The 24259-nt window shown below is 63.8% G+C and carries 31 protein-coding genes; 10 read left to right on the forward strand and 21 right to left on the reverse strand.

What is annotated here, in order from left to right; translation table 11 throughout:
• Positions 1–2 precede the first annotated feature (2 nt).
• The 3 genes from cobM to cobF all read left to right on the forward strand — a co-directional run bounded on the left by cobM (position 3) and on the right by cobF (position 2336).
• Complete coding sequence (cobM, locus tag H7F36_RS00150; RefSeq protein ID WP_187052784.1) at positions 3–770, forward strand: precorrin-4 C(11)-methyltransferase; 768 nt, start codon at positions 3–5, stop codon at positions 768–770.
• A gap of 95 nt (positions 771–865) precedes the next feature.
• Positions 866–1552, forward strand: a complete 687-nt coding sequence (locus tag H7F36_RS00155) for an energy-coupling factor ABC transporter permease (protein WP_187052785.1) — start codon at positions 866–868, stop codon at positions 1550–1552.
• 16 nt (positions 1553–1568) lie between these two features.
• Entirely contained in the window at positions 1569–2336 is a 768-nt protein-coding gene (gene cobF, locus H7F36_RS00160; RefSeq protein ID WP_222620412.1) for a precorrin-6A synthase (deacetylating), read from the forward strand.
• A 295-nt stretch (positions 2337–2631) separates the two neighbouring features.
• Here the strand turns inward: cobF and H7F36_RS00165 are convergent, their stop codons facing one another.
• A complete protein-coding gene (locus tag H7F36_RS00165) occupies positions 2632–2925 on the reverse strand; it encodes a contact-dependent growth inhibition system immunity protein (RefSeq protein ID WP_187052786.1) in 294 nt (97 codons plus the stop codon).
• Positions 2926–2948: 23 nt separating this feature from the next.
• Positions 2949–3410 carry an SMI1/KNR4 family protein gene (locus tag H7F36_RS00170; protein ID WP_187052787.1) on the reverse strand — a complete coding sequence of 154 codons (462 nt, stop codon included), beginning with the start codon at positions 3408–3410 and terminating at the stop codon, positions 2949–2951.
• 46 nt (positions 3411–3456) lie between these two features.
• Between H7F36_RS00170 and H7F36_RS00175 the strand changes: the two genes are divergently transcribed.
• Positions 3457–3897 carry a hypothetical protein gene (locus tag H7F36_RS00175; protein WP_187052788.1) on the forward strand — a complete coding sequence of 147 codons (441 nt, stop codon included), beginning with the start codon at positions 3457–3459 and terminating at the stop codon, positions 3895–3897.
• A gap of 59 nt (positions 3898–3956) precedes the next feature.
• On the opposite strand, the gene H7F36_RS00180 is transcribed toward H7F36_RS00175, so the two are convergent.
• The 7 genes from H7F36_RS00180 to H7F36_RS00210 form a co-directional block, all read right to left on the reverse strand.
• Positions 3957–4268: a hypothetical protein gene (locus H7F36_RS00180; protein WP_187052789.1), complete on the reverse strand. Its 312-nt coding sequence runs from the start codon at positions 4266–4268 to the stop codon at positions 3957–3959.
• Positions 4265–4570 (reverse strand): hypothetical protein, encoded by a 306-nt coding sequence (locus tag H7F36_RS00185; RefSeq protein ID WP_187052790.1) that lies wholly within the window; start codon positions 4568–4570, stop codon positions 4265–4267. The genes H7F36_RS00180 and H7F36_RS00185 overlap by 4 nt, the downstream gene beginning before the upstream one ends.
• A 1382-nt stretch (positions 4571–5952) precedes the next feature.
• Positions 5953–6234: a hypothetical protein gene (locus H7F36_RS00190; RefSeq protein ID WP_187052791.1), complete on the reverse strand. Its 282-nt coding sequence runs from the start codon at positions 6232–6234 to the stop codon at positions 5953–5955.
• 42 nt (positions 6235–6276) lie between these two features.
• The gene (locus H7F36_RS00195) at positions 6277–6711 is read right to left on the reverse strand and encodes a hypothetical protein (RefSeq protein ID WP_187052792.1); all 435 of its coding nucleotides are present in this window, start codon (positions 6709–6711) and stop codon (positions 6277–6279) included.
• Between the two features lie 195 nt (positions 6712–6906).
• The gene (locus H7F36_RS00200) at positions 6907–7269 is read right to left on the reverse strand and encodes a hypothetical protein (protein ID WP_187052793.1); all 363 of its coding nucleotides are present in this window, start codon (positions 7267–7269) and stop codon (positions 6907–6909) included.
• Between the two features lie 99 nt (positions 7270–7368).
• On the reverse strand, positions 7369–7812 hold the full coding sequence (gene cynS / locus H7F36_RS00205; protein ID WP_187052794.1) for a cyanase: 444 nt from the start codon (positions 7810–7812) through the stop codon (positions 7369–7371).
• Positions 7813–7892: 80 nt separating this feature from the next.
• Entirely contained in the window at positions 7893–8321 is a 429-nt protein-coding gene (locus tag H7F36_RS00210; protein WP_187052795.1) for a DUF1348 family protein, read from the reverse strand.
• A gap of 98 nt (positions 8322–8419) precedes the next feature.
• Here H7F36_RS00210 and H7F36_RS00215 point away from each other — a divergent pair, with 98 nt between their 5' ends.
• Positions 8420–9577, forward strand: coding sequence for an alpha-hydroxy acid oxidase (locus H7F36_RS00215; RefSeq protein WP_187052796.1), 1158 nt, complete (start codon positions 8420–8422; stop codon positions 9575–9577).
• 11 nt (positions 9578–9588) lie between these two features.
• Positions 9589–9876: a cupin domain-containing protein gene (locus H7F36_RS00220; RefSeq protein WP_187052797.1), complete on the forward strand. Its 288-nt coding sequence runs from the start codon at positions 9589–9591 to the stop codon at positions 9874–9876.
• Here the strand turns inward: H7F36_RS00220 and trxC are convergent.
• Complete coding sequence (gene trxC, locus H7F36_RS00225; protein ID WP_187052798.1) at positions 9873–10331, reverse strand: thioredoxin TrxC; 459 nt, start codon at positions 10329–10331, stop codon at positions 9873–9875. The genes H7F36_RS00220 and trxC overlap by 4 nt on opposite strands.
• 5 nt (positions 10332–10336) lie before the next feature.
• Complete coding sequence (locus H7F36_RS00230) at positions 10337–10696, reverse strand: hypothetical protein (RefSeq protein ID WP_187052799.1); 360 nt, start codon at positions 10694–10696, stop codon at positions 10337–10339.
• 336 nt (positions 10697–11032) lie between these two features.
• On the opposite strand from H7F36_RS00230, the gene H7F36_RS00235 reads away from it, so the two are divergent.
• Positions 11033–12268 carry an MFS family transporter gene (locus H7F36_RS00235; RefSeq protein WP_261802583.1) on the forward strand — a complete coding sequence of 412 codons (1236 nt, stop codon included), beginning with the start codon at positions 11033–11035 and terminating at the stop codon, positions 12266–12268.
• Positions 12269–12278: 10 nt separating this feature from the next.
• Here the strand turns inward: H7F36_RS00235 and H7F36_RS00240 are convergent, their stop codons facing one another.
• The 3 genes from H7F36_RS00240 to H7F36_RS00250 form a co-directional block, all read right to left on the reverse strand.
• Positions 12279–13046, reverse strand: a complete 768-nt coding sequence (locus tag H7F36_RS00240; RefSeq protein ID WP_187052801.1) for an SDR family NAD(P)-dependent oxidoreductase — start codon at positions 13044–13046, stop codon at positions 12279–12281.
• A gap of 42 nt (positions 13047–13088) precedes the next feature.
• The gene (locus H7F36_RS00245) at positions 13089–14459 is read right to left on the reverse strand and encodes a hypothetical protein (protein WP_187052802.1); all 1371 of its coding nucleotides are present in this window, start codon (positions 14457–14459) and stop codon (positions 13089–13091) included.
• 134 nt (positions 14460–14593) lie between these two features.
• Complete coding sequence (locus tag H7F36_RS00250; RefSeq protein WP_187052803.1) at positions 14594–15406, reverse strand: class I SAM-dependent methyltransferase; 813 nt, start codon at positions 15404–15406, stop codon at positions 14594–14596.
• 175 nt (positions 15407–15581) lie between these two features.
• On the opposite strand from H7F36_RS00250, the gene H7F36_RS00255 reads away from it, so the two are divergent.
• The 3 genes from H7F36_RS00255 to H7F36_RS00265 all read left to right on the forward strand — a co-directional run bounded on the left by H7F36_RS00255 (position 15582) and on the right by H7F36_RS00265 (position 18522).
• Positions 15582–16139 carry an OsmC family protein gene (locus tag H7F36_RS00255; RefSeq protein WP_187052804.1) on the forward strand — a complete coding sequence of 186 codons (558 nt, stop codon included), beginning with the start codon at positions 15582–15584 and terminating at the stop codon, positions 16137–16139.
• Positions 16132–17172, forward strand: a complete 1041-nt coding sequence (locus H7F36_RS00260) for an AraC family transcriptional regulator (RefSeq protein ID WP_222620414.1) — start codon at positions 16132–16134, stop codon at positions 17170–17172. The genes H7F36_RS00255 and H7F36_RS00260 overlap by 8 nt, the downstream gene beginning before the upstream one ends.
• 156 nt (positions 17173–17328) lie before the next feature.
• Positions 17329–18522 (forward strand): Y-family DNA polymerase, encoded by a 1194-nt coding sequence (locus H7F36_RS00265; RefSeq protein WP_187054725.1) that lies wholly within the window; start codon positions 17329–17331, stop codon positions 18520–18522.
• A gap of 1 nt (position 18523) precedes the next feature.
• Here H7F36_RS00265 and H7F36_RS00270 read toward each other — a convergent pair whose 3' ends face one another.
• The 7 genes from H7F36_RS00270 to yaaA all read right to left on the reverse strand — a co-directional run bounded on the left by H7F36_RS00270 (position 18524) and on the right by yaaA (position 24241).
• A complete protein-coding gene (locus H7F36_RS00270; RefSeq protein ID WP_187052805.1) occupies positions 18524–19612 on the reverse strand; it encodes an acyltransferase family protein in 1089 nt (362 codons plus the stop codon).
• A gap of 95 nt (positions 19613–19707) precedes the next feature.
• Positions 19708–20394, reverse strand: coding sequence for a hypothetical protein (locus H7F36_RS00275; RefSeq protein ID WP_187052806.1), 687 nt, complete (start codon positions 20392–20394; stop codon positions 19708–19710).
• Positions 20391–20762, reverse strand: a complete 372-nt coding sequence (locus H7F36_RS00280) for a response regulator (protein ID WP_187052807.1) — start codon at positions 20760–20762, stop codon at positions 20391–20393. The genes H7F36_RS00275 and H7F36_RS00280 overlap by 4 nt, the downstream gene beginning before the upstream one ends.
• Positions 20763–20832: 70 nt before the next feature.
• A complete protein-coding gene (queF, locus tag H7F36_RS00285; protein WP_187052808.1) occupies positions 20833–21690 on the reverse strand; it encodes an NADPH-dependent 7-cyano-7-deazaguanine reductase QueF in 858 nt (285 codons plus the stop codon).
• Positions 21687–22598, reverse strand: coding sequence for an alpha/beta fold hydrolase (locus tag H7F36_RS00290; RefSeq protein ID WP_187052809.1), 912 nt, complete (start codon positions 22596–22598; stop codon positions 21687–21689). The genes queF and H7F36_RS00290 overlap by 4 nt, the downstream gene beginning before the upstream one ends.
• Positions 22599–22607: 9 nt before the next feature.
• The gene (locus tag H7F36_RS22065; RefSeq protein WP_261802444.1) at positions 22608–23459 is read right to left on the reverse strand and encodes a 2OG-Fe(II) oxygenase; all 852 of its coding nucleotides are present in this window, start codon (positions 23457–23459) and stop codon (positions 22608–22610) included.
• Positions 23456–24241, reverse strand: coding sequence for a peroxide stress protein YaaA (yaaA, locus tag H7F36_RS22070; RefSeq protein WP_261802445.1), 786 nt, complete (start codon positions 24239–24241; stop codon positions 23456–23458). Before yaaA ends, H7F36_RS22065 begins: the two co-directional genes overlap by 4 nt.
• Between the last annotated feature and the right edge of the window lie 18 nt (positions 24242–24259).

Here is a 24259-nt window from a genome sequence, read left to right on the forward strand (position 1 = left end):
TCATGACCATCCACTTCATCGGCGCCGGCCCCGGTGCCCCCGACCTGCTGACCCTGCGCGGACGCGACCTGATCGCCAGTTGCCCGGTCTGTCTTTACGCCGGCTCGCTGGTGCCCGAAGAAATCCTGGCGCACTGCCCACCCGGTGCGCGCATCGTCAATACAGCGCCGCTCGACCTCGATGCGATCGTCGCCGAGTGCGCTGCCGCCCATGCCGCAGGCCACGACGTGGCGCGGCTGCATTCAGGCGACCTGTCGGTGTGGTCGGCCATGGGCGAGCAACTGCGCCGGTTGCGCGCGGCTGGCATCCCGTACACCGTCACACCCGGCGTGCCATCGTTTGCGACCGCCGCCGCCGCACTGGGTGCCGAACTCACGCTGCCAGGGCTGGCGCAATCGGTGGTGCTGACGCGCACATCGGGCCGGGCCTCACCGATGCCGGCGGGCGAAAGCCTGGCCAACTTTGCCGCTACCGGCGCCACGCTGGCCTTGCACCTGTCGATCCACAAGCTGGCCGAAGTGGTCGCCGAACTGACACCGTTCTACGGCGCTGCCTGCCCGGTTGCCGTGGTCTACCGCGCCAGTTGGCCCGATGAAAAAATCTTCCGCGCGACGCTGGCCACCATCGAGGCCGCCATGGCCGAGGGGGTCGAACGCACCGCGCTGATCCTGGTCGGCCCAGCGCTGGCGGCCGAAGGCTTCAGTGACAGCCGTCTTTATGCCAAGGACTACGACCGAAGATTCCGGCCATCAGTGGCCGGATCGGACTGAGCACGCACAGCCTTGCCGAGCCGTCTCCAGATCAACATTTCCCATTTCATCAACCCTCGCGGCACACGCCGCATTCAACCTCACGGAGCCCCGCCATGCACATGGAACCCGGAATTGTCGACAGCACCAAGATCGTGCTGTCCTATGCCACAGCGAGCGCCTGCGCGCTCTATGCCGCCAAGCTGTCCCTCGACCACGTTCGCCAGGAAGGGGCGTTGTCGCTGCTGCTGCGCAGTGCGCTCGCCGCGTTGCTGGTCTTCGTTTTCTTCGAGGTGTTCCCGCATGCGCCCGTGGGCGTGTCCGAGGTCCATCTGATCCTCGGCTCGTCCCTGTTTCTGATTCTGGGCGCTGCCCCCACGGCCATCGGTCTGGCCGCCGGGCTGGCACTGCAAAGCCTGTTCTTCGAGCCGCAAGATCTGGCGCAATACGGCATGAACGTGACCACGTTGCTGGCCGCGCTCTTCGCCATGCAGGCAGTGGCCAAGCGGGTGTTGCCGGCCAAGCTGGCCTATGTCGATCTTGGCTACGCGCACGTGCTCAAGATGTCGGTGGTGTTCCAGGGCGGCATCGTCGCGTGGGTGGCCTTCTGGACCCTCTATGGTCGCGGCATCGGCGCTGAAACCTTGCAAAGCGTGGGCAGCTTCGGCGCCGCGTACATGAGCGTCGTGCTGCTGGAGCCGCTGATCGACCTCGGCGTGCTGGCCGCCGCCAAATGGCTGCGCGCTCGCTCCGGCGCGCGTGGCTCGGTGCTGCTGACGCATCGTCTGCACCACGCTGCTTGAGCCACGCAAGGTGCCGATGCATGCCGCGCCGCTGATCGAGCTGATGTTGATCGGCATCGGCACCGGCAATCCCGAGCACCTGACGCTCCAGGCCATCGGCGCCCTCAACCGGGCCGACCTGATCCTGATTCCTCACAAGGGCGTCGACAAGGCCGATCTGGCTGAACTTCGCCGCACGATCTGTGCGACGCATCTCGATGGCCCGGCCCGGCTGGTGGAATTCGATCTGCCGGTGCGCGACAGCGCAACGCCACGTTACCTCGACGGCGTACACGACTGGCACGCGGCCATTGCCGCGACGTGGGCGCGCGAGATTGCCGCCCACCGGCCACAGGGCGGCCGTGTCGCCCTACTGGTCTGGGGCGACCCGTCGCTGTACGACTCCAGCCTGCGCATCGCCGCGCAATTGCAGGCCGCCGGCATGGCGTTGCGCATCGAAGTGGTCCCCGGCCTGAGCAGCGTGCAATTGCTGACCGCCGCGCATGCCATCCCGCTCAACACGCTGGGCGGCCCGGTGCTGATCACGACCGGGCGTCAACTGCGGGAAGGCGGCTGGCCGGTCGGCCTGGAGACTGTCGTGGTGATGCTCGACGGCGCCTGCGCCTTCCAGACCTTGGCGCCGGAGCGTCTGCACATCTACTGGGCCGCCTATCTCGGCATGCCGCACGAGTTGCTGCTGGCCGGTCCGCTGGCCAGTACCGGGCCGCGCATTTTGTCGATCCGTGCCGAGGCGCGCGAAGCGCATGGCTGGATCATGGACATCTACCTGCTGCGTCGCGAGTGAGATGTCTGCAGCAGACAGTGGCTGGACTTTGCGGGTGGCGGACACCAGCGCACGTTCTCTCGAGGGTTAAGCGCGCGGCCCGAAAGCAGGTCTGCGCTGGCAACTTCTGCAACATCAACAGCGGTTGCAGCGGTTGTGATGCGATCAGCAGAGCTGAGTTCAAAGTTGGTGAGCTGTTCCTATTGCATAGGCCAACCAAGTGGGATTTTTCTCCCCAGACGGACGTCTGCTTGGGGCCCAAAGCCGAAGTTCGTTGTGCTCCATAGCGGACGTTCGCCGGCCGCCTCGGGTCTTGTCAGCGTTCTTTGCCATCGAGGATTCGCACTACCTCGTCAAGCCACGCGCGGGTTGTGAGGCGGTCTGCGGTTGGAAGGTAATAGCAACCCAGATCGGCAACAGTCGCGGCAAGCTCGGCTTCCGAACCAGTCCTGGAGATCAGGTCGCGAAGTTCCTGTGCAGCGGCTCTCACCTCGTCATTCGGCGACTCGCTCACGTATAACTCCACAACAGCGGTCGCTGTCGGCGAATCATCGAAACAGTCCTGATGAAAGTACGCGCCGAATAGATCGTGGAGGTTGGGATACTGCATCGAAGGTCCGTTAGTGGCCGTTTTCAGGCTTCGGTGACATCTGCTGGAAGGACCCACTTGCTGAGCCAATGTTCGAAGTCCTGGGCGACTTCGCTCGCACTCTTTGTGTTGAGCTGGAAGCACACGACTGCCATCTCGCCCGACGAATCGGCCGATGACAAATCAAGGCAGTGCGGGGCGTCGCCGTCCGGCTGGATGACCAGGAGCGTGGGAGGTAGCGCGAAGTCATCCCGAGCCCGGATGGTTTCGCCGTACGTCGAGCCACCCGAAAGGTCCAGGGCGTTTCCGTCGATGATGCCGGCGACCTCGATGCCGCCTAGATTCAGTGCGCCCGTCAGGGCCAGGAACCGTCGGTAGCTTGGCGGCAGCCGGACTCCAAGCGAACGTTCGAGCGCTTGAATTTGCGCTTCATCCGCGCCGCCGGCTATCCAAGCATCCGTCCCGGCCGCCGTAGCAGCTTGGAGCCTCTCACGCACAGTTTTCATGGTCCCCTCGAATGTCTGGTTCTGGCCGAATGGCAAAGTTCGTTCAATGGCCGCCGACAAGTGCGCCGATAGCCGCGGCCACAAGCGGCGTAAGCCAGTCCGCTTCGGAGAGCGCACCTGCCTTTTTTCTAAAGTGCTCGGTCACTGGCGTCCCCAAAAGTCGATCGACTTCATCGCCGTCAAGCCAAGCTGCGCTGCATTTCAGGCAGCAGTTGATAGCACCCGCACCGACTACCACCTTCCGCATCGGCACTGCATCGCGAGGGCAGATCACTTCGCGATCCCATTCTTCCCGAGGGCCGAGCGCGAGGTTGCGGGTGGCAACCTCATTCCTGACGAGGTCCGTGAAGAACGCTCCGGAGCAGATGTTGCAGTGCCACGCTGCGCCAACTTCCGGCGGTTGCTGAACAAGCTGGTGAGAATCGCGTGGACAGTTGTATTGCATGCAGTACCCGATCATCGAACTTCCGCTTTTGGCCGACTGTAGCCGGTCGTGGGATGGTGCTTCGGGCCCGAAGCAGTCATTTTTCAACTCATGACTACGCCTCAATAAGCAGAGTGGCAAGGGAACGTTTTAGCGGCGTACTTAGTCATCAGCCGCGCTTCGTCTTCTCGTCTTCCATGCATAGCAAATTCGGTGACCTGCTTCCACTCAGTTCCTGAGAGTTCGCTGTCAAGAACTTTCGAAATGCATGAGCAAATCTGATCTGCTCGCATTGGCAACGTCTGCTGCTTGACTGCTTGTGCCCTGCAGCCTGCACCCACGGCACTCTTGTACTGCCGGATTAGGTCCGGTGTTGCTTCTTGAGAGAACACCAATAAGGGCAAAAAGGCGAGCGTCAGGAGAAAAGACTTCATGAGGTTTGTGACTCGTCTTGATTGTGAATAGAGCGACTTTTTGCCAGCAATCGACGGTAGTGGCGAACCGCGCCGAATGCGTACCAAGCTCCCAAAGAAAGTGCCAGTGTGGTGCCAAAAAAGCCCGGGACAGAAGGCGTAGTCAAAAGTAGAGCAAAGCCGCAGAACGCCACCACTAGGAAGCCACCGATGAACGTACAGCGAGGTATTAGCTTTAAGAGCGGAATGATGTGCGGCACAACAAAGACAATCGCGAAGAGTGCCCCGATTGCGAAGAATGGGGTAAGGAACTGTTGATACATGGGCTTATGGGTCGAACGTCTGCTTGTGGCCGGTTGCCGACTAACGAGGTGCGCGTTGATAGTCCGTAAGTATTTGGCTCAAAGCTCTCTGGAAGTTAAGGTATCCGGGCGAGGCAGCATTCAGCCGCTGGCCCATCCGACGCTGAACATTTTCATTTGCCCTTTTGTAGGCTTTGCGAAAACTTGCGCCGGCTGCGGATTGGAGAAAGTTAACAGAGGCCGCGAGTTCGGCATCAGTCATTTGAGCCTCCAGTTCTTCTGCTACCAAAGGCTGAAAGTCATCCGACTTTAAGACGCCGCACACGCTTTGTTCATAGGTGCGATAGGCCTCTTGCAAGCGCGCCCAATAGGCGGAGCGAGGACCAATCCCGCCGAATGTTTTTGGATTGGCGAGGTAGATGGCCTCTGGATCTCAACCCGAGTTCGTCGTCTGCGCGCACTTCCCCTCGGAATCGCTCCGTTGGGTATCAAAGTCAAGCACCCGGGCAAGGCGAACGGCAAGCTCCGATTTTTGGGAGTCCTGAGCCTGTGCAAGTGCGCAGGAAGCTGCCAGAAGAAGGAAGACGATGTTGCGGAGCATGGTGACGAGCGAGCGATGAAGATGCAGGGTTGCCCATGCCGACCCCGCAAATGCTTGTTTGTATGCGCAAACGGTAGTCTGCTTGTGAGTTCGGCCTGCTGACTCTATATCCCGCTCTTGTAAAACGCCAACGAGTCGCTCGGAGCCAAATTGACCAACCGTGTCGAAGGACCGCTCCTGGCCAGATCCTGCCTTAGCTCGCACTACTCTCGGCGGTGTTGGCGTTTGCCCCAGATTGCGCCTTGAGCGCCCGCAGGGCCTCGCTACACGCGCCCCATGCTGCATTGAAGGCTGGCTCATCTTTCGCGAACACGTCGCTGAGGCTTCCGGGGCCAGTCATGGCCGTCGCCGAATTCAGATGCAAAGCCTCCGCCACATCACCTTGCTCAAGTGCAGTTCCGATTGCCTCGAACCGGCTGGCCCACCGCTCAAGCCCCTCACTGCGCAGCGCAACAACGAAGTCGCGAACGAGCGCCGCCGCCTTTTTCTGTTCGACTTCGGGGATGTGTTCATCGTTGATTTAGAGGGCTGCATTGAAGGTCCGGTTCTGGCCGAAAGCCGAAGTCACTGCGCCGTTTGATACAGGATCTCACCCGTGATGGCGACAGCGAGTTCCTCGTCGTCCCATTCGGAGTCATCTGAAAATCCCGTTTGATGCCGGCGCTTGGCCTCAGCCAAAACAAGATCGAGCGCGACGCAGTGCCGAGTCTATCGGCCACCCTTGTAGATACCAGCGCGTTGCTCGGAGCGAAATTGAACAACCGTGTTGTACGACCGCTCTGGCCGGTCATTGCCGCTACTTCTACGGCTCGACTGTCGCCGAAAACTTTAGCCAACTAGGGTGGACGAAGGAAAGATCTACAAAATCGTCGAAGTAAATAAGACTTAAGGCCTCCAGGCGCTTGATCAAGCCGTCGCACGCTTCTTGGCCAAAGGAAGCACCGGTGGATAGTAGGTCCGGGTCCTCGCCAAGCCAGGCCCCGATTTCCAAGGCGGTGAGAACAGCTTCGAGGGCAACGCTCCTGCGCGACAAGGCAGCGCGGCGGATGACGATCCCGTACTCGAATGTGATGGCGACGGTCATGATTGAAGGTCTGGTTTTGGCCCGATAGCGGCCATTCTTCCCTTAGTCCGAACTAGAGCCAATCAGCATCTCCGCCTCATTTGCCCCTGTGATGAGAAGCCCGAAATCCCAGAACACTGGATAGGCGGGATGTCCGCTTGCCAGCCGAAACGTTTCAACAGAAATCGCCCTGTGGGCCGCACTCTCGATTTGACTCGCCAAGGCAGCCAGGGCATTCGTGAACTGCGCCGAATGCAAAGAAGCCGGATCGTTACCGTCGGCCTGAGAGCCGATGTATGTGAGGCACGAGCGAGTTTCTGAGATTGCTTCGATGGCTGAGACGGCACGAATCTCCTCGACCACGACGTCAGCGCGCGCCAATGCATCCGCAATGAGCTGGCTCGAGACGCTTCTTGCGCGACGTGGTGTGGTGTACGCACGCAAGAACACCGAATAGTTGCAGCCGTTTTCGTTGAGGCATGTCGAAATGTCGTTCAAGGTCTGCTGGCGAATGTGCATCAAATGCCGACGAGCTCTGCAGATCGTCCGATTGTGATTAAGCGACTCTAGTCCCTGTCCACAGCGCTTTGATGTCGCTGCGATGAGACCAGTTCAAAAATTCCAAAGCCCGTTGCACCGCTGGAGCGACCTTCGTTCTTGTACGCCGGTTGGCTACTGAAAGCTAACTGCGCACTACCGCCAACTCGGCGGGATCAGAGCGAGTGCGTCCGGGTCGGAGAGCGAGTACTGCCGCACATAGGGCTCGCGGTCGAAAAGCTTGGCGTCGATCGTCGGGTCGATCCTGGGCTTGCGCAAGTCCTGCTTGCCAAGGAATGCCTTGACGCTGTCCATCGAGTCCCACAACGCCATGATGACCACTTCGACCGTCCCGTCCTCCTGATCGCGAAACAGCGCCACCGACCGTAGGTTACCCGGACTCCCGATCAATTCCTTCAGTGTCGTTGCTTCGAGGAACTCGCGGCACTCATCGCGCAGCGACGACAGGATCCAGAAGCCGTAGGTACGCAGGATCTTTTCGGTGTTGCGCTTGGTCATGTTGGCTTTGAGGGGATGCGGCGATCCTATCGACTCAAGCATGAATCCAAGTCTGCCGAGCGCGGCCATCCGGTCTCAGGCAATGATCCCTCGAGGCTTCTAATACGTCTTGTAAGGCAAGAACTTGCCCGACAACACCACGTTCACCCGGTCGCCCTTCGGGTCGCCCTGGCGCTGGATGTTCATGCTGAAGTCGATCGCGCTCATGATGCCGTCGCCGAACTCTTCGTGGATGAGTTCCTTGATGGTGGTGCCGTACACGTTGACCATTTCATACCAGCGGTAGATGAGCGGATCGGTAGGCACAGCGGTTGGCAGCGAGCCCTTGTACGGCACGACCTGCAACCACTTCTGCTCTTCCTCCGTGAGCCCGAAGATTTCGCCGACCGTCGCGGCTTGTTGTGCGTCGAGCGTCATTTGGCCGAGGCAGGCGGCAGTGGTCCATTCTTTCGACAGGCCGACCTTCTGGGCCACATCGGCCCACTGAATGCCCTTGGACACTTTGACGGTGATGATCTTCTCAGTGATGTCGTTGCGGTTCATACAGGTTACTTTTGGGATGGGTTGAGATACAGATGCAGACAGAGGTTCGCGCAAGCAACTGCCGTGCCGATCGACGCTTGCTAGCGAGCCCAGAGAAACTTGCGGTCTTCGGCCGTGATCGGCTGGTCGTTGATGCTGGCGAAGCGCCGGTGCATCAATCCGTTCTCCGCGAACTCCCAGTTTTCGTTGCCGTGACTGCGAAACCAGGCGCCGCTGTCGTCGTGCCACTCGTATTCGAAGCGGACCGCGATGCGGTTGTCGGCAAAGGCCCAAAGCTCTTTCTTCAGGCGGTAGTCGAGTTCGCGTGCCCACTTGCGCGTCAGAAACTCGACGACCTTCTCGCGCCCGGTGAGGAAGTCGGCGCGGTTGCGCCACTCGGTGTCGGGCGTGTAGGCGAGGCTCACGCGGACGGGGTCGCGCGTGTTCCATCCGTCTTCGGCGGCTTGCACTTTCTGGCGGGCCGATTCAAGAGTGAACGGCGGCAGCGGCGGGCGGGAGGTGGCTTCCATGAGGGGCTTTCAATCGGGGTGTTGCAAGGCGGGACAACGGCCGAACCATGATAATGAATGACTGCGAAAAAGAGACAAACGCCGAAGGAAACCCACACGTGCTCGACCTTTCCAAGATCACCACCATCGAAGATCTGCGAGTGATCGCCAAGCGGCGCGTGCCGCGCATGTTCTACGACTACGCCGACTCGGGCTCATGGACCGAAGGCACCTACCGCGCCAATGAAAGCGACTTCCAGAAGATCAAGCTGCGCCAGCGCGTGGCCGTCAACATGGAAGGCCGCTCGACCGCCACCACCATGATCGGCCAGCCGGTGTCGATGCCTGTCGCCATCGCCCCCACGGGCATGACCGGCATGCAGCACGCCGACGGCGAGATCCTCGGCGCCAAGGCGGCCAAGGCTTTCGGTATTCCGTTCACGCTGTCGACCATGAGCATCTGCTCGCTCGAAGACATCGCCGAGAGCACCGACCGGCACCCGTTCTGGTTCCAGCTCTACGTCATGAAAGACCGCGACTTCATCGAGCGGCTGATCGAACGCGCCAGGGCGGCCAACTGCTCCGCCCTGCAACTGACGCTCGACCTGCAGGTGCTGGGCCAGCGCCACAAGGACATCAAGAACGGCCTGACCGCGCCGCCCAAGCCGACCCTCGCCAACCTCATCAACCTGGCGACCAAGCCGGGCTGGTGTATGGGCATGCTGGGCACCAAGCGCCGCAGCTTCGGCAACATCGTCGGCCACGCGAAGAATGTCGGCGATCTGTCGTCGCTGTCGTCATGGACGGCCGAGCAGTTCGACCCGACGCTCAGCTGGGCCGATGTCGAGTGGATCAAGAAGCTGTGGGGCGGCAAGCTGATCCTGAAAGGGATCATGGATGTCGAAGACGCGCGGCTGGCGGCGTCGAGCGGCGCCGACGCGCTGATCGTCAGCAACCATGGCGGCCGTCAGCTCGACGGCGCACAGTCGTCCATCGAGGCGCTGCCGGCCATCGCGGAAGCGGTCGGCACCGAGATCGAGGTGTGGATGGACGGCGGCATTCGCAGCGGCCAGGACGTGCTCAAGGCGCGTGCGCTGGGCGCTCGCGGCACCATGATCGGGCGGAGTTTTTTGTACGCGCTCGGTGCTTACGGTGAAGCCGGCGTGACCCGCGCGCTCGAAATCCTGCACCGCGAGCTCGACATCACGATGGCGTTTTGCGGGCGAACCCAGATCGACCAGGTCGATTCGAGCATCCTGCTGCCCGGCACTTTCTGATGGAGAACACCATGAGCCTTCCTACGTTTCAGCAATTCGAAGTCGATGCCCTCGCCAAGGGCTTCGACGAGGTCGCGCCGCGGGTCTGGGACGCCGCCCAGACGGTCGACCTGCACACACATCCGTTCAGCGTCGAAGCGCTGGTGGTGCAAGGCGAGATGTGGCTGAAGGTCGGCGACGACACGCGCCATCTGTTGGCCGGCGACACCTTTGCGCTGGAATACGGAACGCCGCACTCGGAGCGCTACGGCATCGAAGGCGCGACCTACTGGGCCGCACGCCGTCACGCTGTCGCTTAAGTAGCCGACGCAGGCGCTGCAGGTGTATTCGCCTGCACCCATCGCACGATATCGGCCGCGCCCATCGCGCCGGCCTGCCGCGCCACCTCGCGTCCACCGACGAACAGTGCCAGCGTCGGGATACTGCGAATGTTGAAGCGCGATCCCAGAGCGGGCACCGCTTCCGTATCGACCTTGGCCAGCCGCACCCGCGGCTCCAGCTGCGCTGCGGCCTGCTCGTAAGCAGGCGCCATCTGACGGCACGGCCCGCACCACGGCGCCCAAAAATCAACGAGCACCGGCAGGTCGTTGCGCGCGACATGCCGGTCGAAGGCGGACTCGTTCAGCGCTGTCGAGTGCGCCGTGAACAGCGCCTTGTGGCAGCTCCCGCAATCGGGCGCGCTCGCAAGTTGCTCGCTGCGCACCCGGTTGGTGGTGTGGCAGTGCGGGCAAACGATGTGAAGCGACTCGCTCATGGAAATCAGCCCTCGCTTGAAGTCCCGCCTTCGGCCGGGCCGTGTGTCGAGCCAGCCGTCGTCGGCTTCATCGCGCGGGCAATCGCCTCACGCGCTTTCAATTCCGCAGCCACCGATGCATCCAGCCGCGAGCGCGACAGGCCGGCATGCTGGTAATTCATGTTCTCGTAAACCTCCGCAGCCGACGGATGGGCTTCGAGCACGGCGTTGAGCGCGTCGATATCGGCAATACGCGAAAGCTCCTGGCCGAGCCGCTCGGCGACGAGGCGATATTGCCCGGCATCGGGATGTCCACCGTGCTCCAGTCGCTCCAGCAGCTGGGCAACGAGCACGGCATTGGTGGTGAGGGTCTGGGTGGTTTTCATGATTCGAAACTGGGGTCGCGGCAAGCGAATACAAGGCCCGCCAGCGCCGACAAAAAGAAGTGTGCCGGGGCGATGGCCGACACGGTTTCGAGGTTGGCGACGCTCAACGGCCCCGCCGACCACCGCCACCGCCCTGCCAGCGTCCGCCGAACGTCCCACCTCTGCTGACGGCAAGAGGAATGCGCTTCGCGCCGACAGCGCCGCACGCATGATCGGCACAGAATAAGGCGAATGAGCACCGCCATTCCGCCGGCTTCCAAGGGGTCCACCGAGCCCGTCGCATACACCGAACCCCACTACACCGCCGCCGAAAAGCGCCACCGCATCTTCGCGATCATGGCGGCCTCGTCCGGCAACCTGGTCGAGTGGTTCGACTTCTATGTCTACGCTTTCAGCGCGCTCTATTTCGCGCCATCGTTCTTTCCCAAGGCGGACCCGACCGCACAGTTGCTGAACACTGCGGGCGTGTTCGCGGCGGGCTTCTTGATGCGGCCCATCGGCGGCTGGCTATTTGGCCGCGTCGCAGATCGCTACGGTCGCAAGAATTCGATGGTGATCTCGGTCACGATGATGTGCGCCGGCTCGCTCGCCATCGCATGCTTGCCGACATACGCGCAGATCGGCGCTTGGGCTCCCTTTCTTTTGCTCGTGGCGCGACTGTTCCAGGGACTGTCGGTCGGTGGCGAGTACGGCACCACAGCGACCTACATGAGCGAGATCGCGCTCAAGGGCCAGCGCGGCTTCTTCTCTTCGTTTCAGTACGTGACGCTCATCGGCGGGCAGTTACTGGCAGTGTTGGTGGTGGTCATCCTGGAGCAGTTGCTGAGCGAGGCCGAACTCAAGGCGTGGGGCTGGCGCATTCCCTTCGTGATCGGCGCCATCACCGCGGTCATCGCACTGCTGCTGCGTCGTACGCTGAAAGAAACGCAAAGCGCCGAGGCACGTGCCAATAAAGACGCGGGCTCGCTGGCCGGCCTTTTCCGCAACCACAAGGCTGCGTTTTTTACCGTGCTCGGCTACACGGCCGGCGGCTCGCTGATCTTCTACACATTCACCACCTACATGCAGAAGTACCTGGTGAACACAGTGCACCTGCCGATCAAGACGACCAGCTACATCATGACGTGCGCGCTGTTCGTCTACATGTGCATGCAGCCACTGTTCGGCATGCTGAGCGACCGCATCGGACGACGCAACAACATGCTGCTTTTCGGCGCGCTCGGTGCGCTCGCCACCGTGCCCATCCTCACCGGCCTGCAGCATGTGACAAGCCCGGTGATGGCCTTCGTGCTCATCATCCTGGCACTGGCGATCGTCAGCTTCTACACGTCCATCAGCGGCATCGTGAAGGCCGAGATGTTCCCGCCTGAAGTGCGTGCGCTGGGTGTCGGCTTGGCTTACGCCGTAGCCAATGCGATCTTCGGCGGTTCGGCCGAATACGTGGCGCTGGGCCTCAAGTCACTGGGTCACGAGTCGGCGTTTTACTGGTACGTGACGGCGATGATGGTCATCGCGTTCTTCGTGAGCCTGCGCCTGCCGCGCACCGCGAGCTACCTGCACCACGATCACTAGCGCCCATACCTCAGCCACGGGTGAGCCGCAGCCCGGCGTCGAGCAAGAGCACTTCGCCTGTCGTCTTGGCCGCGCCGGCGCCCAGCCACCATGCGGCGTCTGCGACATCCTCCGGCGACATCACCGCATCGAGTGCAGAGCGCGCCTTGTAGCCCTGCACCGTCTGCGCATAGCGTTCGGCGCCAAGCCCGTTCTGCAGCCACGGCGTTTCGACCAGCCCCGGCGCGATCGCGTTGACGCGGATATCGGGGCCGAGCGCACGCGCCAGCCCCACGGTCATCGCATTCAGTGCGCCCTTGCTCGCCATGTAGGCGATCGATGATCCCGTGCCCATCAGGCCCGCGATCGACGAGACGTTGACGATGCCGGTCACCGGGTTGCGCTTCAACAGCGGCACCAGTGCGCGGCTCATCTGGTATGGGCCGATCACGTTGACCGCGTAGATCCGCTGGAAGTCTTCTGCATCGAGTCCGTCGAGGTCTTTCAGCGCGACGAACTTGGTGGTGCCGGCGTTGTTGACCAGCACGTCGGCGCGGCCAAGGCGGGCATCGACCTCGCTGGCCAGCCGCCGGCAATCGGCGTCGGACGAGACATCGGCCTTGACGACCAGCGCATCGACGCCGAGTCCCCGGCATTCGTCTGCGACCGCCTCGGCTGGGGCCGGGTCGCGCGAGTAGTTGACGACCACGTCCCAGCCGTGCCCGGCGTAGAGCCGCACAGTGGCAGCCCCGATGCCCGACGACGAGCCAGTAACGACGCAGACTTTTCGATTGCCCATGAAATATGCCTTTCTGTGTGGCTCAATTTTCGATCGGCGAATTCAGCGACCCAGCGCCGGCACCCGCCAAGACAGCGGCGGCGGTCGGTAGTCCGGCTGCAGATGGCAGCCTGTGCCGAAGCCTGCTTCGTACTGAGAGCACAGCGCCGCCACCTTTTGCGGCGACGGCTTGTCGCCCTTGTCGATCCAGTCGAGCAAGGCCGTCATCAGCGCCGGGTATTCGGCATCGCTCAGATAGCTGTGCTCGGCCTCGTCGGCAAAAGTCTGTACCAGCCACTGCGAGGCACCGGCGCTTGCCACGATGTCGCGGTACGTGCTTTCAAGCTCGACGAAGGCGGTCGGGTCGTGAATGGCGTGGAGCGTCAGAACCGGCAAGCGGAGACGCCCGGTGGGCCGGCTGTCTTCAGCCAGTGCGCCGACGGCTTGCGGATCGGCCTCGTAGCGAAGCACGCCGGCGTTGAGCGCCGCATCGTCGTCGGAACCGCTGTAGACCACCTTCGCGTTGCCGAAAGGATTGCGTCCGCCGAGACGCTTTTGCGTCAGGTCCTGGAAGAGCGAAGTACCCCATTGCAGGTGCGACAGCAGCGTGCGCTCCGGCACTTTCACCACCGACAGAATCGTCTTCAGATGCGCGGCTTGCTCGGGGCTGCGTTGCGCGGCTGGCAAGCCGACGCCGGTGCATTCCTTGACCCGCGCAGCCAGGTCGGCGCGATGCATTTTCGAGTCGAGCGGCAGTCCCATCCAGAGCGGGTATTGCGTCTCGTCGGGCCGTGGATGGTTGCGGCATACGTACTGGTAAACCACGCGCAGATCGAGCCGGAACTCATAGGCGTTGCCGCCACCGCCCAGCACGCCGCTGGTGAGCAGCACACCGTCGTAGGCCGGCTGCAGTTCAGATGGCGCGCCGGGTGTTGCGCCAGCTACCGGTCCATAAAGTTCGGCACCTTTTGCCGCAACGCCGCCGCCGTAGCTCTGTCCATGCAGGATGGTGCGTCGCGGCTGGCCGAAACGCGCGATGAAAATCTTGCGCAGCCGCTCCGTGTCTTCTGCCGCCATCGTCACGCCGTAGCCCCCGCGCCGGTAGGTCGAGCCGGCCCATGCATAGCCGGCCTTGACCATGACCGACCAGCGTTTCAGGTCTTCGGCACCGCGCTCCAGCGTGGGGGCGCCGGTCTCCGGGCCGCCGTGCGAATGCATGACCAGCACGCGATTCCATTGCGCGGGGATGGCGATCCAGTAGAGCGCGCCTTCGGTGTCGCGCCCGGTGTAGCACTGCGCATCGGTTGGCACGCTGGCGGGGCAGCCGGCGGATCGGGGCGGCACCGGCTCGGCGGCGTGCGCGATGCCGACCGCGGCAAAGAGCGCAGTGGTCGCGATCAGGGCGGGAACGCAACGCGCAACGATCGTGCGCATCAGCGGTCGAAAGGAAAAATTCAAAGTCTCACTCCAGAGGATCGCGGTCGCTACCGCGAGCCACTGTAACGTCGACCGCGCCCGGCCGGTTCGATGCAGCGTCAGCGCCACATCAGCGCCGCATCAGCGCCGTCTCAGCGCCGCGTTAGCACCACTTCGAGGTATTCGCTCGGCACCACGAGCGAGCGCGGCCCGGCGACGTTGAGCCGCATCAGCAACTCCGTCAGGTCTGTCTCCAGCGCCGCCGCACTCTCCGCGGGCAGCGCGCCGAAAGCCTTGTGCACCGGCCCATACCAGGTACGAAACACCTCGATGAAATGCGCAGCCGAACGGTAGCGAAAGTTGAACATCCGCTTCGTCGCCACGATGCCCGCGGCACGTTCGCCGAACAGCGAGTTCAGATGCGACTCGACACCCCACAGCGATGGCGGCTGCAGCCCGGATGGCGGCGGCACGTGGCGGCCCAGCACCTTGAAGAGTTGGCCGATGAAACCTTCGGGCGTCCAGTTGGCCAGCCCGATGCGACCACCGGGCCGACACACACGCGCCATTTCCGAAGCACTCTGCGCATGGTTGGGCGCGAACATCACGCCGAAGGTCGAGACCACCGCGTCGAAGCTCGCGTCTTCGAAAGGCAGCGCCTCGGCGTCGGCGGTCTGAAACGCAACGTCGAGCCGCTCGGCCTGCGCACGCTCGGCACCACGGTCGAGCAACGAGGCGACGTAGTCGGTAGACGTCACCTTGCAGCCGCGGCGCGCCGCGGCCAGCGTGGCGTTGCCGTTGCCGGCGGCCACATCGAGCACCCGCTCGTCAGTGCACAGGTCGCAGGCTTCGGCCAATTGCTCTCCAACAATCTGCAGGGTGGTGCCGATGACGGCGTAATCGCCGCTGGCCCACGCAGTTTTTTGGCGGCTCTTCAGGGCATCGAAGTCGATGGGGGTGTTCATATCGGTTCTCCTTTAAGGAGGCCCACTGTCGCGCCGCGAGCACCGTCGAGTCCTGCCCCGGCGTCGCTCGCGACTGTCCGATCGTCCGCGCAACGGCATAGGCCGAGGGGCCGATGGTCAGAGCCGGCTGCCATCGACAAAATCAAAAGTCCCGCTCGAAGCGGAAGGAACGACCATGGGCGCAGACACCGTCTCCGACAACATTGCCGACTCGATCGCAGCCGCGCTTGAACGCGTCGAAACCGTGTTGCGGCGCCGACCCGACAAAGGCCTTGCCGACGACGCTCCCGCGACCGCCGAGTGGCAAGGCCGCACCCGCGTCGTCGCGCGCCATGCCAACGGCAAGGAGATGGCGACCGACATGCCGAAAGAGCTGGGCGGTACCGGCGACGAGGTCAGCCCGGGATGGCTGTTCCGTGCGGCCATAGCATCGTGCGCGGTCACATCCGTCGCCCTGCTCGCGGCGCGCGAAGGCGTCGCACTCGACCAGCTCGAAGCCCGGGTCGACAGCACGTCCGATGCGCGCGGCATGTTCGGCATGGTCGAGCTCGACGGCACGCCCGTGAGCGCGGCGCCGTGCGACATGCGATTGCACATCCGCATCGCCGCGCGCGGTGTGTCGACCGCGCGTTTGCGCGCGCTGGTCGAGACCGGCTGCGGGCAATCGCCGATCCCTTGCGCCGTGCAGATCGCATCGCCGATGTCGCTGCACGTCCAGGTGGACGATGCGTGATGGCCGACGAATGATGGATGCGCTATCGGAAACCCTGCGCGTGGTGCGGCTGGTAGGCGCCATCTTCATCAACGCGCGCTTTACCGCGCCGTGGTGCTATCAATCACCGCGTGCCGACACGGTGGCGCCGCTGCTCGAACCAGGCGCCGAGCGAGTGGTCATCTTTCATCTCATCACCGAGGGCGAGTGCTTCGTCGAAATGAACGGCCAGCCGCCGGTGCGCCTGGTCGCCGGCGACGCGGTGCTGTTCCCGCATGGCGACGCCCACCTCATGACGTCGCAGCCCGGGCTGCCACCGGCCACTGGCGGCGGGCGGCTGGCCGAAGTGCTTTCGCGACGTCCGGGGCAACTCGCCTATGGCGGCGGCGGTGCGCGCACGCGGTTGGTTTGCGGCTATCTGGCGTGCGATGCGCGTCTCGCCGCGATGCTGTTGCAAGGCCTGCCGTCGCTGGTCAAAGTGAACGTGCGCGGCTCCAGTGCCGGCACCTGGCTGGAGGCCTCGGTGCGTTACGCGCTGGCGGAGGCTCGGTCGCCGCGGCCCGGCGGCGCCGGCGTGCTCGCCAAGCTGGCCGAAGTGCTGTTCATCGAAGTGCTGCGGCTCTATGTGAACCAGCAGGCCGAAGGCCGCACCGGCTGGCTCGCCGGCGTCGGCGACCGCATCGTCGGCGCTGCACTCAATGCGCTGCACGCTAACCCGGCGGAGGCCTGGACGCTCGACGAACTGGCGCGCGTCGCGACCACTTCACGGTCGGTGCTGGCCGAGCGCTTTCAGCAACTCGTGGGCACCTCGCCGATGCAATACCTGACGCAATGGCGCATGCTGCTCGCGGCCAATCTGTTGTCGCGCAGCAATGCGCCGTTGGCGAGCATCGCGCAAGACGTCGGCTACCAGACCGACACCGCTTTCAGCCGCGCGTTCCGTCGCGAGTACGGCGCGCCGCCGGCCGCCTGGCGGCGCAGACAGTCGGCCCGCGCGCTGCCCATTCGGAGCCAAGCCAAGGCTCAACTCGCCGCCCTCCACAGCGCCGGCTAGTTGCGCACGAAGCCGTCGGCGGTCACGTCGAGCAGCGCGTCGACAGCATGTCGTCACTGCAGCGAAAATCGATGCACTGTGACTCCCGCGACTTCATCCAATTCACCGACACCGACACCGTCGCCATCGCCGATTCGCCGCATCGCGCATCTCGACATGGACGCCTTCTTCGCGTCCGTCGAACTGCTGCGCTACCCACAGTTGAAGGGCTTGCCGATGGTGATCGGTGGCGGCCGGCGGCGTGTCGACGAAGCGCTGCGACAGGCGCAGGGTGAAGGCGAACACAGGCGAGAACTGGCGCTGGACGAGATCCCGGTCGCCGCGTTTCCATTGCTCAAGGACTATGTCGGCCGCGGCGTCATCACCACCGCCACCTACGCGGCGCGGCAGTTCGGTGTCGGCTCTGCCATGGGCATGATGAAGGCCGCCAAGCTGTGCCCGCAGGCCATCGTGCTGCCGGTCGATTTCGACGAAGTGCGACGCTTGTCGCGGCTGTTCAAGAACACGATCCGCGAGATCGCCCCGCTGGTCGAAGACCGCGGCGTCGACGAGGTGTATGTCGACTTCACCGACGTGCCCGGTGGCCAGCGCGAAGGCGGCCGGGTGCTGGCACGGCTCATCCAGAAGACGATTTTCCAGGCGACCGGCCTGACCTGCTCGATCGGCGTCGCGCCCAACAAACTGATCGCCAAGATGGCGAGCGAGTTCGACAAGCCCAACGGCATCTCGATCGTCTACGAAGAAGACGTCCAGACCAGAATCTGGCCGCTGGCCGCACGCAAGGTCAACGGCATCGGGCCCAAGGCGGATGCCAAGCTGGAGAGCCTCGGCATTCGCACCGTGGGCGAGATCGCCGCCAAAGACCGCGACTGGCTCATCGCCAATTTCGGCAAAGCGAGCGGCGCCTGGATGCACGAGGTGTCGTGGGGCCGTGACGACCGGCCCGTCGTGACCGAGAGCGAGCCGGTGTCGATGAGCCGCGAGACCACTTTCGAGCGCGACCTGCACGCGGTGCGCGATCGCGCACAGCTCGGCGTCATCTTCACGCAGTTGTGCGAGAAGCTGGCCGACGACCTGCAGCGCAAGGGCTATGTCGGCAAGACGATCGGCATCAAGTTGCGCTACGACGACTTCAAAATCGCCACGCGCGACCAGACGATGGTCGCCTTCACCGCCGACGGAAAGACCATTCGCCAGATCGCCGGCCAATGCTTGAAAAGGGTGTCGCTGGAGCGCCCGCTCCGGCTGCTGGGCGTGCGCGTAGGAACTCTGGCTCTCGCCGCCTCAGCGACAGCGAACCGACCGCGCACCGAAGACGACCTCGCCGCCCGTACGCCCTCACTGTTTTGACTCACCGTGATATCGGATTTCCGGCAATCCGGACCGGCTTTGCCGGCGACAGCGCTCTGAGCGTCGGCCGCTCGATCCAGAGATGAAAGAGCACCGAACTCGCAATGCAGGCGGCAAAGATGCCGACGAATGACAGCACCATGCCGGAGCCACCGCGCAACCCGCCGGCCACGGCGAGCTTGCAGAGCACCGCGATCAGCGGGAAGTGGATCAGGTAGAGCGCATAAGAGGCATCGCCGAGCAACGACACGAAACGATTGCGAAATCGCTCGGGCCAGCGCTGCTCTGCCTGGACCAGGGCCACGATCAGGATTGCGCCGCACAGCCCATAGCAGAGGTCGAGTGCAGGCTTTGGCCAGGCGTCCCTGAACACCACTTCCATGGCGCCCACCGTGAAAAACGCGCCAGCTGCCAGCACCGCCGCGAGCATCGGGTGCGGCATGCGCCAGCCGCTCTGGACCACCCACGCCGTTGCGCCACCGATGCCGAACAGCAGCATCAAATCGTTGGCGAAAAACGCGCCCGGAAAGGCTTGGCTGCCCGACAAAACGTGCCAGATGAAGTTTGCTGCGAACAACACGATGACACCAGCGAAGAACAAGCGATGAACGATGGCCAGCCCGACAACGGCATAGAAAATCAACTCGTATTGCAACGACCAAGCCACGATGATCACCGGCGCACCGGTGCCGCCCACCACCGCCGGGTCTTGCGGCAATAGGAGAAGTGCTTTAACGAGCACCCCAGCGTCCGTCGGCATCGCATCGCGCAAAGCCGGAACCGTCAACGCCAGCAAATACACCCCGGCAAAGACGAAAAGATAGGTGGGGTAGATGCGAACAGCGCGCTTGCGCAAGTAGGAGACCAGGCGTTCGGGCACACCGAAATCCTTGCGGTGCATCAACACGATGATGAAGCCGCTCAGCACGAAGAAAAACGCAACGCCAGCGGTGCCGCCGAAGGAGCAGATACGCTCGATGGACGCAGCGTCAGCGCCGAAGTACTTGTCCTTGGCAAGGTTGGCTGCCAAGTGAAAACAAACGACAAGAATCGCTGCAACCGCCCGGCAGGCCTGGATGGATTGATACATCTTGTAAGGCTAACCGGGTTCAGCCTGGAACGGCACGCCAAACTCACGGGACTGGCCTGCGGTCAGAACAGGAAGTCGCTTGCGTCGGCGCCGGCTCAGCCGGGTGCGAGCACCAGCCGCACAGAGTCTGGCGCGACGGTGACCGCATAGCCGAGATCATCGGCGAGCGATTGCATTGCTATCGCATCGATGGCCAGCGCCCGTGGTGCGCGGTGCGCATCGGCCACCCGATCGGCGATCTCGGCGGAGCGCACGGAGGCTGTGAGCTGCAAGGCGTTCGCACCGTCGGCGCTCACGGCGATGCTGCCGACCTCGTCCACGCTGTCGTGCAGGTGCGCCATCGCGCCCAGAAAAAGGTAGCGCAACGCTGCACCGTTCGGCCAACGTGGCTCGTCGGCCGGTGCTGTCGCAGCCTCGAGTGACGGATCGATCTCGATGCGCACGCCATTCAAATCGAACGCGGCGCGCATCAGCCCGATGCACTCGGCGACCAGCACGCTGCGCGTGATGCCGTCGTCGTCGATGGCGAGTTCCCAGTCGCGCAAGGAGCGCACGCCGATGACCAATTCGCCGATCTGGTTGTCGATGAGAGACACACGCTGCTCCACTGCCGCAGCGTCGATCTGCGGCGCGGCCACTTGGCGCTTGAGCATCAGCAGCGCCATGCGTATGACCGACACCGGCGCGGCCATGTCGTGCCGCAGGGCGGGCAACGCGCGCGTCAACAGTTCGTGCCGCACCCCGGCCGCGATCCAGCTGCGGGCGCCCGGCGAAGCTTTCATCGAGCGGACGCGGGGCGCGCAACCGCCGCCGCGAGGATGCGGTCGAGCGCGTCGAAGTCGATAGGCTTTTGCAAGTAATGGTCGAACAGGCCGGCCGCACCTGTCGCATCAGTGGCCGCAAAGCCCGAGATGGCGACCAGCATCAGAGGCCGGTTGCCAGCCTCGACGCGCAGACGCCGTGCTACCTCGGTGCCAGGCTGGTCCGGCAAGGTGAGATCGATCAGCGCCGCATCGAACACTTCGGCGGCCGAAGCATCGAAGGCCTGCTGCGCGGTGTAGGTACACCGCGCCGTATGGTCCTGCAGCGAGAGCAACTCCTGCAAGAGGTCGGCAGCGGGTTCGTTGTCGTCGACGATCAGCACGTTCACTGGGGCAATTCCTGACACACAAAGCTCAAGAGTATCGACGCCCCGGCGGACCGGTGATGTAGGAGCGTGCCTACTGCCGCGCAGTGCGCGCGTTGGCCGGCAAGGCCTGCGGCCAGCTGGTGCGAAACGGGTTGATGTCGAGCCCGCCGCGCCGCGTGTAGCGCGCGTACACCGCGAGCTTGGTCGGGCGGCACTGCCGCAAGATGTCGGTGAACATGCGCTCGACGCATGGCTCGTGGAATTCGTTGTGATTGCGAAAACTCACGATGTACGCCAGCAGCCCTGCCTGTTCGATCGGCGGCCCGCTGTACCGGATCTGCACGCTGCCCCAGTCGGGCTGGCCGGTGACCAGGCAGTTGCTTTTGAGCAAGCGGCTGGTGAGCGTTTCGGTCACCGCCATCTGCGTGACGTCGCTGGTGAGCAGCTCCGGCGCAGGCTGGTAGTGCGTGCACTCGATGTCGAGCCGGTCGAGGTTGAGGCCGTCGAGTTCATGCACCGGCTCGGTGTCGAACTGGTCGGGCGCGATGAGCTTGACGCCGATGCCCTCGACGCGATCGCTGCCGCGCCACAACGCCTCGGCGACGTCGGCACGCAGGCGCTCGCGCACCGCGTCGGCCGTCGCGAACGTGCTGCCGTTGAAGCTGTTGAGGTAGAGCTTGAACGACTTGCTCTCGATGATGTTGGGCGTTTCGCAGGGCACCGTGAAATGCACGATGGCGAGCTGCGGCTTGCCGCGTGGGTTGAGCCAGCTCAGCTCGAAGGCGGTCCACAGGTCGGCGCCGAAGAACGGGAGTGCGCCGGGCTTGATCCCCATGGCTTCGCGCTGCGTGGCGCGCGAGATCGGGAACAGCTGCGTCGGGTCGTACTGGTCGACGTAGGCCGACGATTTGCCAAGTTGCGATTGAGCGGCGGTGTTGTCGATCGTCATGCTGCAGCCCTGCTGGTCTCGTTTGACTTCATGAACGGCACCATATGGTTCAGCAGGATCTGCTGAACCTCTGGCGGCAGGTCGTGGCCCATGCCCGGAACGGCCACGAACTTCGCGCCCGGGATGCGCCGCGCGGTGTCGACGCCGCAGGGCATCGGTACCAGCGCATCGGCATCGCCGTGCAGCACGAGGGTCGGCGACTTGATGTTCGGCAGCAGCTTCTCGCGGCCAGCATCGGCGCCGATTGCCAGCATCTGCCGCACCACGCCTTGCGGCCGGTAGGCGCGCCGGATGCCGGTCGCGATGCGATCGGCCAACACGGCATCGGGTTGCGGATAGGCGGGACTCGCAATGAGCTTGACGAGGCGCAGGCTGTAGCCGACCAGATCCGCCTCGGTCTTGCCGAGCGGCCGACGCAGCAGGGCTGCACCGACATCGCGCCGCGGACCCGGTAACCCGCGCGCGCCGCTGGAGCTCATGATGCTGACCAGGCTCAGCGTGCGCGAGGGCGCGATCGACGCCACGTGCTGCGCGATCATCCCGCCCATCGACGCGCCGACGATGTGCGCCCTGGCGATGCCGAGTGCGTCGAGCACGCCGATGGAATCGGCGGCCATGTCCTGCAGCTTGTATGCGGATTGGACCGGCAGGCCGAGGCGCTGCCGGATGGTTTGCCAGACCAGGTTACCGTTGCCGGCCGACTCGAACCCTTGGCTCAGCCCGATGTCGCGGTTGTCGTGCCGCACCACGCGAAAGCCGGCATCCACCAGCCCCTGCACGAAAGGCTCCGGCCAGCCGATCAATTGCATGCCGAGGCCCATGATGAGCAAGACGACGGGACGATCGACATCGCCCTGGTTGCCGGTGTCGTCGACTTCGATGTTCAGTCCGTTGGCTGTCAGTGTCATTGGATGGTTTCAGGTGAATTCGCGTTCGCGCAACCATTTGGTTGCGACCCACTTTTCGCCCATCAACACCGGCGCGCCGCCGTGTAGCGTGCGGGTGGCGGGATCGGGACTGTCGTAGCTGAAGAAGACGCCGGTGCCGGGCAGCGGGGCCACTTCGAGGCCGACATCGGGAAAGGTGGTGGCGCCGCCCTGCTCCGGCGCCTGCAGATACATCAGCAGGGTGCCGACGCGCTGGCCGCCGCGCCGAAGAATGGTCGGCGTGCCGGGCTCGGACGGATCGAAATAATCGTAGTGCGGCCGGTACTGCGCGCCTGGCGAATAGCGCAACACCTGCAGCCCTTCGCCGAATTCGAGCGGCCACTGCAGCAACCTGGCGATGCGCTTTTCGAGCCGCGACACGATCTCGTTTTCGCCGCGCTCGAAGAACATGCCGTCGCTGGTGCGATCGACGTTCATCACTTCGCCGCCCGTCTGCGTCTCGACCGTGAGAGAGCGCACCAGCCGCACGCGAGCGATGGCGATGAGCGCATCGCACTCTTCGTGCGACAGCAGATTGCCGAAGACGATCACGCGCGGATGGCGCATCGTCTGCATGATCTGCACTTGCCGGTCGCCGGCATCGACGTGGAGCGGCGAGCCTTCCAGATTCGGGCCGGGCAATGCTTTGGGTCCGTCTCCAGTTGGGCCGCCCTCGACGGGCGCGGCGCCGGGCAGCGCGAAGACCTGGGCCAGCGTAGCCTCGGCTGCATCGTCCTGCCAGCCGGCATCCCGCATAGAAAGGCGCAACGCGGCCGGCGAATGGCCGATCGCGAGTTGGGCCACTACCCACGCGCGCAGTTCGGGGCTGACCGGTTGGGTCACGCGATCTTTCTGCGGAAAACGAGCCGCTCGGGCGACGACACGGCTGCGGCAAAACCATAGCCTTCGAGATCGAACTTCTCCAGCGCACGGGGCGTGGCTGCCGTGTGCAACACCGCCCAGCGCGCCATAAGGCCACGCGCCCGCTTGGCGAAGAAGCTCACTATCTTGTACTTGTCGGCTTTCCACTCTTCGAAGACGCACTCGACCACGCGTGCGCTCAGCAAGCGCAGATCGACCGACTTGAAATACTCCTGCGACGCCAGGTTGACGACCACCGGTGTGTGGTCTGCCGCCAGCCGCTCGTTCAGATGACCTGCAATGCGCGGACGCCAGAACGCGTACAGGTCCTTGCCGTGCTTGTTGACGAGTTGCGTGCCCATTTCGAGCCGGTAAGGCTGCAACAGATCGAGCGGCCGCAGCACGCCGTAGAGCCCGCTCAGGATGCACACATGGTCTTGCGCCCAGGCCAGTTGCGCCGTGCTCAGGGTCTTGGCGCCGAAGCCGCCGTACACATCGCCGTCGAAGGCCAGCGCCGCCTGTTTGGCGTTGGTCGGCGTGCTCTTGCTCGACCATGCGGTGTAGCGCGCCACATTGAGCGCCGACAGGTTGTCGGAGAGGTGCATGAGCTCGGCGATCTGCTGCGGCGATTGGGTGCGCAGGAGCTTGATGAGTTCGACCGAAGGACCGCGTGGCCCTTCGAAATGCGGCAGGGTCGCGGGCACATCGGCCGGCACCGGCGTGACGTAGTCGAGCGACTTGGCGGGGGAGAGCAAAAACAGCATCGTTCAATTATCTGCGGC

This window comes from Variovorax sp. PAMC28562 (genome assembly GCF_014303735.1).
In the GTDB taxonomy this organism is placed as follows: Bacteria; Pseudomonadota; Gammaproteobacteria; order Burkholderiales; family Burkholderiaceae_C; genus Variovorax.